Source organism: Kaistella sp. (assembly GCF_032060305.1).
Taxonomy (GTDB): Bacteria; Bacteroidota; Bacteroidia; order Flavobacteriales; family Weeksellaceae; genus Kaistella; species Kaistella yananensis.
The window spans coordinates 26,052-33,959 of sequence record NZ_DAMBHK010000020.1; the positions used below are offsets into that span (position 1 = coordinate 26,052).

Below are 7,908 nucleotides of genomic sequence, written 5' to 3' on the forward strand. Positions count from 1 at the left end.
CAAAAATTACGCCAAATTTTATTACATTTGTAACTATTGATAAGATATCTGCGGAGAAAATGCTTCGCGAGATCATTAAAAAAACGAAGATCAGCAATGAGAACCACGATTAATGAATTACTTTTAGATTATAAGAAACTTTTACATCACGATATTACTGTTCAGGGTTGGGTTCGGGCGTTTCGCTCCAACCGTTTCATCGCTTTGAACGATGGTTCAACGATCAACAACTTACAGGTTGTTGTAGATTTCGAGAATTTTGATGATAATACCATCAAAAATATCAGCACTGCATCGTCGCTGAAGATTGTAGGTGAAGTGGTTGAAAGCCAAGGAGCCGGACAAAGCATCGAGATTATTGCAAAGAAAATTCAGATTCTTGGAGATAATTTTACCGAAGAAAGAGACCGAACCATTCTTCAGCCTAAAAAACACTCCCTCGAATTGCTGCGTGAGCAGGCGCATCTGCGTTTCCGCACGAATCTTTTCGGGTCTGTTTTCAGAGTAAGAAGTGCGGTAAGTTTTGCGATTCACCAGTTCTTTCACCAGAACCAGTTCTTTTACATGAATACGCCGATTATTACCGGTGCCGATGCAGAAGGAGCAGGCGAAATGTTCAGCGTTACAAATTTTGATATCAATAACATCCCGAGAGATGAAAATGGTGATATCGATTATGAACAGGATTTCTTTGGTAAAAAAACCAACCTTACCGTTTCCGGACAGCTGAATGTTGAAACTGCTATGATGGGATTGGGACGCGTTTATACTTTCGGACCTACCTTCCGTGCAGAAAACTCGAATACCACACGTCACCTCGCAGAATTCTGGATGGTGGAGCCTGAAGTTGCCTTCAATAATCTGGAAGACAATATTGATCTGGCAGAAGATTTCTTAAAATACGTCATCGGTTATGTCTTAGAAAACTGCAAAGATGATCTGGAGTTTTTAGACAAAAGATTTGCCGAAGAACAAAAGCAGAAACCTGAAAAAGACAGAGCTGCGGAAGGTTTAATTGAAAAACTTGAAAACGTTATAAAGAAAAGATTCAAAAGGGTTTCTTATACCGAAGCGATTGATATCCTGAAGAATTCAAAAGAAAACAAAAAAGGCAAATTCCAGTTCCCGATCGAAGAATGGGGCGCTGATTTGCAGAGTGAGCACGAAAGATATCTGGTTGAAAAACATTTCGACAGTCCGGTTGTTCTATTTGATTATCCGAAGGAAATCAAGGCTTTCTACATGAAACTGAACGAAGACGGCAAAACAGTGGCTGCAATGGATGTACTTTTCCCGGGAATCGGCGAAATTATTGGCGGTTCGCAGAGAGAAGATAAATTCGATGTGCTTACGGCCAAAATGAAAGCCATGAATGTTGATGAACACGAGCTCTGGTGGTATCTGGATACCAGAAAATTCGGTTCGGTTCCTCATGCAGGATTCGGGCTTGGTTTAGAAAGACTCGTTCTTTTCGTGACGGGAATGACGAACATTAGAGACGTAATTCCGTTCCCAAGAACACCACACAATGCTGAGTTTTAACCCACTCGCAGAAAAAAATATACACACAGAAATTAAATTTTTGTAAGACCAAATCAAGAATGTTAAAACAAAACCTACAACTTAGACTCGGGCAAAAACTTGCTCCACAACAAATCCAGCTGATGAAGTTGATCCAGCTTCACACCCTGGAATTTGAAGAAGAACTCGAGCGTGAGCTTGAGGAAAACCCTGCACTCGAAAAAGTTCAGGAAGAATCCAAAGAAGAAGATTATGCCTCTCTGGACGAAGGTTTTGAAGAGGAAGGAACCGACAGCATCACTACCGATTTTGATGTAAATGAATATATCTTTGATGATGAACCTGCTTATAAAACAGCATCAAACAATTATTCGGCAGACGACGAAGATTTTGATAATGAATCGCTTTTAACGGAAGGTCAGTCACTTTACGACTATCTACTGGAGCAGATTCGTCTGATTTCAATTGAAGGCGACGATCTTAAAATCGCCGAATACATCATCGGAAATCTGGATAACGACGGTTATTTGCGAAGAGAAAGCAAACAATTGGTTGATGATCTGGCTTTTTCGCAGGGAGTTTACACGACCAAAGAAAAAGTAGAGGATATTTTAGAGAATTATGTTCAGAAACTCGATCCGCCGGGAGTTGGCGCAAGAAGCCTTCAGGAATGTTTGCTTTTGCAGATCGAAAAGAAAGTAAGTGCCGACAAAGCCGTAAGCCTCGCCGGAAATATTCTTAGAAATCAGTTCGATGCGCTTACCAATAAGCATTACAACAAAATTATTCAGAAATACGATATCGAAGAAGAGGATCTGAAGGATGCCCTGGAAGTAATTTCTAAACTTTCTCCGAAAGTAGGCGGAAATTTCGATACGCAAACCATCACCATCAATCAGGAAATTATTCCGGATTTTGTGATTCAGATCAAAGAAGGGAAAAACGGCCAATCGGAAGTTATTCCTTTACTCAACAGCAAAAATGCGCCTACACTTCGCGTTTCCGATGAGTACAAAGACATTCTTACGACTTATTCTCACGATAAAAACTCGCCGGATCACAAGCAGGCAGCGCTTTTCATTAAGCAGAAACTCGATGCTGCAAAATGGTATATCGATGCGATTAACCAAAGGCAGAATACGTTGTTGCAAACGATTACGGCAATTGTAAAACTGCAGAAAAACTACTTCATTACCGGTGACGAAAAATCCCTGAAACCGATGATCCTGAAGGATGTGGCAGATATTACAGGTTTCGATATTTCAACCATTTCACGGGTGGTAAAAAGCAAATATGCCGACACACCAAACGGAATTGTTTACCTGAAAAGCCTGTTCTCCGATTCGCTTACCAATGATGACGGCGAAGAAGTTTCCACCAAGGAGATTAAAAATCATCTTCAGGAAGTCATCAATAACGAAAATAAGCGCAAACCGTTAACCGACGATGCTCTTGTAGGATTACTGAAAGAAAAAGGATACAACATCGCAAGACGAACCATTGCAAAATACCGCGAACAGCTGAATATTCCGGTTGCAAGGCTAAGAAAAGAATTGTAATTTAAATGATAAGCAAAAAGGTCAGTTACTGAAAACTGACCTTTTTTTTATTCCTGTTGTGAATCTATTTTCTGTAGTTCACCCAAATTTTTCCCTAATCTTTTAAGGATAATTCCGTAAACGACGCGGTAGTAAATCCAGATCAGTACGATGCTTAATATCGTCATTACAATAATTCCCACCACAAATCCTATTAAAGTTGGATGCGTGAGATGAATGTTCTGCTGTGATAAAACCGTAAAGGTGAAAACCGTTAAAACCCCCGTGAAAACAATTAAAAGCAAAATATTGGCTAAGATGAACAGGTTTACTGTTTTCTTGAATCTGATGATTTGCAGAATCAGTTTTTTAAGGTTAGATTCTATATTGATTTTACGGTAATTTCGGTAAAAACAAACCACAAAGAAAGCGGTAATAATTAAACTGATAATTTTCAGCACTAAATAAAGATTCCCAAAACTGGTCTGTAAATCGGTAGAATTCTGCACGCCAAGTTTCTCCAGTATTTTGATGAAACTGTTGGAGTCATCGCCAAGGAAGGAGTAGTAAATGTTCACGCCCAGAATGATGAGGAATTCTGCAATGCTTATCCACAGGATATATTTCACGTAATTCCGCGACGATTTATTGAGCATCGCCTCGATTTCGGTGCTGTTATATTTTGGCTTTACCTTCTGCTCCTGCCAGGTTTTTTTGAAGCTGTCTAAATCAAATTCAGGCATGTTTTTCCATTAACTCTTTTAACGTTTTCTTCAGTCGGTTCATTTTCACACGCGCATTTACCTCGGTAATCCCAAGGTTTTCAGAAATATCACGGTAAGGCAAATCATCCAGATACATCATTACAATTGCCCGTTCCACCTGCGGAAGCATCTTTACCACTTTATAAAGAAGCGAAACCTGCTGTTGCTTTTCGTCATCATCTTCCATATATCCACTGTGGTGAAAATCCATCAGTTCATCGGTTTGTGGTGACTTGGTTTTTTTTCTGAAAAGCGTAATGGCTGTATTCAGCGCAACGCGGTACATCCACGTCGATATTTTCGATTGTCCTTTGAATGAGTCGTAAGAACGCCAGAGTTGTAACACAATTTCCTGGAAAAGATCCTGCTCGTCTTCCAGCGAATTGGTATAAAGCCGGGAAACCTTAATAATCAAGCCTTGATTATCTTTAATCAGTTTCGAAAATTCCTGTTCCTTGGCGCTCAATTTTGTTCAGTTTGAAGTAGCGAATATAACATTTTTTCACCTGAAATTTATATTCCTTACCCATTCAACATCACCTACCGTATTCTGTAACTCTCATTCAAAAATTATATATTTGTTCCATGATTTTACGCGGAGAAAATTTAATTAAAGAGTACGGCCCCAAAAAAGTCGTAAAAGGTGTTTCAGTGGAAGTTGCACAGGGCGAAATCGTCGGGCTTCTCGGTCCCAATGGTGCCGGAAAAACCACCTCTTTTTATATGATTGTAGGTTTGGTGAAGCCCACCTCCGGGAAAATTTTTCTCGATGACAAAGAAATTACCAATGACGCAATGTACCGCCGCGCGCAAAAGGGAATTGGCTATCTGGCTCAGGAAGCGTCGGTTTTCCGTAAACTTTCTGTTGAAGATAATATTTTGGGTGTTCTTCAGCTTACCAAACTTTCGAAACGCGAACAGCAGATTAAATGTGACGAGCTGATCGAGGAATTTTCTCTCCAACATGTCCGCAAAAACCGCGGAGATTTGCTTTCCGGTGGTGAAAGACGACGTACCGAAATCGCAAGATGTCTCGCGACAAGCCCCGATTTTATTCTTTTGGATGAACCTTTTGCCGGAGTTGACCCTATTGCGGTTGAAGATATTCAGAAAATTGTGCGCAGTCTTGTTGATAAAAATATCGGGATTTTAATTACCGATCACAATGTTCAGCAGACTTTAGCCATTACTCATAAAACCTACATTATGTTTGAAGGCCGTATTCTCAAAGAAGGTCTTCCGCATGATTTGGCTAATGATCCTATGGTACGGGAAGCGTATCTTGGCGAAAATTTTGTGTATCAGGATATTCTCAACAAGCCGAAGAAAAAATCTTTCGTCTATAATATTTGGGCCGGAAATTTCGATTCCAAGCAGCAGTTCCAGGATTTTGTGGATGAAAACTTTCAGGGTGTCGACAATCTGCGTTTGATGTACGGTTTTGAAGACATCAGCTTTGCTTCACTTTCAAATTCGGAAATTGAATATATCTTTAATGAAGTTGTAGATAAAAACGCGAATAATGCATTTCTTTTTCAGAAAAAGCATATCGGCGAAACCTACCGAAAAGACCAGGCAGAAACCGACGCCAAAGCGCTTAGCAAACGCGAATTGCATTATTTAACGACCTACGCTTACGAAGGGTAGCAGTTTTCGCACGTTTTTTGTATTTTGAGGCGTTCGTAGGTTAATCATTATGGCGCAACCATTCAAGCGAAGCATCACGCTTTATCACATTTACAAACAACTTATTCCGTTCATAAAACCTTACAGGTTGATGATTTACGGGACGCTTTTTCTTACCTTTTTGGGTGCGTTGATGGCGCAGGTAAATCCGCTGGTTTTGAAATATACGGTTGATGAGGTAACCGAACTCACCAAACTTCCTTATCCAATGGAAGAAGGGATTCATATTTTGGTCATTATTTCCGCGATTTTATTGGGTAAAGAACTTCTGAATATCTTCATTCAGTTTGGGCAGAAATTTTACGGCGAAAAAATACGCATCAGCACAAGTTCTGTGTTAGCGCAATCGGTGATTGATAAAATTCTTCTTTATAAAGTCGCCTATTTTAATGACGAAAACCACGAGTCGGGCAAGCTTCAGATCCGTATCGACCGCGGAATAGAGAGTTTAACCAAACTTGTTCAGAATTTTTTCATCGATATTTTACCGCTTTTTTCGAATGCTATTATTGCCCTCATCATCATGTACATGCAGAATGTGTATGTCGGTCTAGTTTCCACCATTGTTGTTCCTATTTATTTTTATGTAAGCTCGTTACAGGCAAAAAAATTATCGGGCGTTAGAAGAACTTTAAGAAACCAGAGAGAACAGAAAACTTCGGGACTTTTAAATCTCATCAGTTCGATTATGGTGATTAAAAGTTTCGTGCGCGAAAAATTTGAAGGCAAAAAACAGTACGATCTTCAGATGCAGCTCATGGAAAGTCAGCTGTTTACGCGTAGAACAAATTTTATTTACGACGGCTTAAAGACTTTTATCGAACAGTTCGGTGTGGTGTTAATCATTCTGTTGACCGTTTTTCTTGTGCTCGATCAGCAGATGACGATTGGTGCGATTATGCTTCATATCCTGCTTTTCAACAATGTATCAGCGCCAATCCGCCAGCTTCACAGGATTTATGACGACATGAATGACGCGATGATTTACGCTGAAGGATTTTTTGATATACTGAATGCAGATGAAGAAACCGAACCGAGCGGAAATTTCATTAAAGAAAATATAAAAGGTTCTTTCGAACTCAAAAATGTTGATTTTTCTTATCCGAACGGTACCAAAGCCCTTAAAAATGTTTCAATGCTCATTGAAAACGGAAAAACTACCGCACTGGTTGGTTTAAGCGGTGCCGGAAAATCTACGGTAATTAATCTTCTTTGTAAATTTTACCTTCCTGATTCCGGAGAAATTTTACTCGATAACGTGAATCTTAATGAGTTTGAAAATACTGCATTGAGAGATGATATCGGTTTGGTATTGCAGAAAAATCATATTTTCCAGGGAAGTATCGAAGATAATATCCGCTACGGAAATATGAATGCCAGTTTTGAGGAAATTCAAAATGCTGCGAAGAAAGCGTATCTTCACGACCAGATTATGGATCTTCCGGAAAAGTATCTTCACGATGCAACGCAACTTTCCGGCGGACAGCAGCAAAGAATTGCCATCGCGAGACTTTTTCTGAAAGATCCGCCCATCATTTTTCTGGATGAACCTACCGCAAGCCTGGATGCAATTGCTACCGAACAGATCAAAAACTCCCTGGATGCCATAAAAGAAGGTAGAACGGTAATTATTATTTCGCATTCGCTTTCTCAGATTTTGGATTCAGATAAAATTTACGTCATGAAAAAAGGTGAAGTGGTAGAAAGCGGCACCCACGACGAACTGATCAGTATGCACGGGATTTACCGGGAAATTTTTGATGCTTCTGCAAGAAGTCTTAATCTCGACAAACTGTTGAGTTCATACAGAGAAAATTAAAAAAAAATGGACGATCTTTAGCCATTAATAATAAAAATAAATATTTAGCTAAAACTTATCCTATGAAAAGAATAGCCATCATAATGCTTGCAGCATTCACCATAACTTCCTGTAATAAAATCGAGGAAACCGTGACACAAACTGTAACTTCTGCGAAGGAAAAAGCACAGCAAAAAACAAATGAACTGGTTCAGGAAACTGTGAATGAGCAGCTTACAAAACTCGTTAACGCTGAGGCTGTAACTTTCAGTTCTGTCTTTCCGCACCAGAATAATTTGGTTCTTGAAAATGAAGTAGGAAAAAAAGTCGCGTTTCCGAACGGAACTCCGTTTTATGTCTTTAAATATAAAACCAACGATAAAGATTTATTGCTGAATACCCTCGTGTCTCAATCCACAACCAATGAAGCGCAATCAAATAAAGATTTTCAGAAAGTTGATGGCGCTTCGATTGTAGAAAAAGTTACTTTTTTTGAGAAATTTCTACCCGCAAATACTTTTGATCTGAGTTTTCTGGATGACATTAAAAATGATAAAAGCATTGAATACTACAAAGTAAAACGCTTCCCCAATGCCAGTAC

Annotated in this window: 6 protein-coding genes and 1 pseudogene; 5 read left to right on the forward strand and 2 right to left on the reverse strand. The window is 39.4% G+C overall.

Annotated elements, in window-relative coordinates; genetic code table 11:
- The first annotated feature begins 96 nt into the window (after nucleotides 1-96).
- Both asnS and rpoN read left to right on the forward strand, forming a co-directional pair.
- Nucleotides 97-1,542 (forward strand): asparagine--tRNA ligase, encoded by a 1,446-nt coding sequence (gene asnS, locus V5N63_RS04545; protein ID WP_332032989.1) that lies wholly within the window; start codon nucleotides 97-99, stop codon nucleotides 1,540-1,542.
- A gap of 59 nt (nucleotides 1,543-1,601) precedes the next feature.
- Nucleotides 1,602-3,080: an RNA polymerase factor sigma-54 gene (gene rpoN, locus V5N63_RS04550; RefSeq protein WP_332032990.1), complete on the forward strand. Its 1,479-nt coding sequence runs from the start codon at nucleotides 1,602-1,604 to the stop codon at nucleotides 3,078-3,080.
- Nucleotides 3,081-3,127: 47 nt separating this feature from the next.
- Here the strand turns inward: rpoN and V5N63_RS04555 are convergent, their stop codons facing one another.
- The gene (locus V5N63_RS04555) at nucleotides 3,128-3,802 is read right to left on the reverse strand and encodes a beta-carotene 15,15'-monooxygenase (protein WP_332032991.1); all 675 of its coding nucleotides are present in this window, start codon (nucleotides 3,800-3,802) and stop codon (nucleotides 3,128-3,130) included.
- The gene (locus tag V5N63_RS04560) at nucleotides 3,795-4,289 is read right to left on the reverse strand and encodes an RNA polymerase sigma factor (protein ID WP_088467891.1); all 495 of its coding nucleotides are present in this window, start codon (nucleotides 4,287-4,289) and stop codon (nucleotides 3,795-3,797) included. Before V5N63_RS04560 ends, V5N63_RS04555 begins: the two co-directional genes overlap by 8 nt.
- Nucleotides 4,290-4,408: 119 nt before the next feature.
- Between V5N63_RS04560 and lptB the strand changes: the two are divergent.
- From lptB to V5N63_RS04575, 3 genes and pseudogenes are all read left to right on the forward strand, one after another.
- Nucleotides 4,409-5,134: pseudogene (gene lptB / locus V5N63_RS04565) on the forward strand (LPS export ABC transporter ATP-binding protein); the annotation flags it as partial.
- A 466-nt stretch (nucleotides 5,135-5,600) separates the two neighbouring features.
- Entirely contained in the window at nucleotides 5,601-7,328 is a 1,728-nt protein-coding gene (locus V5N63_RS04570) for an ABC transporter ATP-binding protein (RefSeq protein ID WP_332032993.1), read from the forward strand.
- Between the two features lie 62 nt (nucleotides 7,329-7,390).
- Nucleotides 7,391-7,908 (forward strand): hypothetical protein (locus V5N63_RS04575; RefSeq protein ID WP_332032992.1); only part of this gene is annotated, 518 nt, incomplete at its 3' end.

Excerpts from the sequence above, each read along its gene's own strand:
- asnS (WP_332032989.1), top strand. The coding sequence starts at position 97 with ATGAGAACCACGATTAATGAATTACTTTTAGATTATAAGAAACTTTTA.
- rpoN (WP_332032990.1), top strand. The coding sequence starts at position 1,602 with ATGTTAAAACAAAACCTACAACTTAGACTCGGGCAAAAACTTGCTCCA.
- V5N63_RS04555 (WP_332032991.1), bottom strand. The coding sequence starts at position 3,802 with ATGCCTGAATTTGATTTAGACAGCTTCAAAAAAACCTGGCAGGAGCAG.
- V5N63_RS04570 (WP_332032993.1), top strand. The coding sequence starts at position 5,601 with ATGATTTACGGGACGCTTTTTCTTACCTTTTTGGGTGCGTTGATGGCG.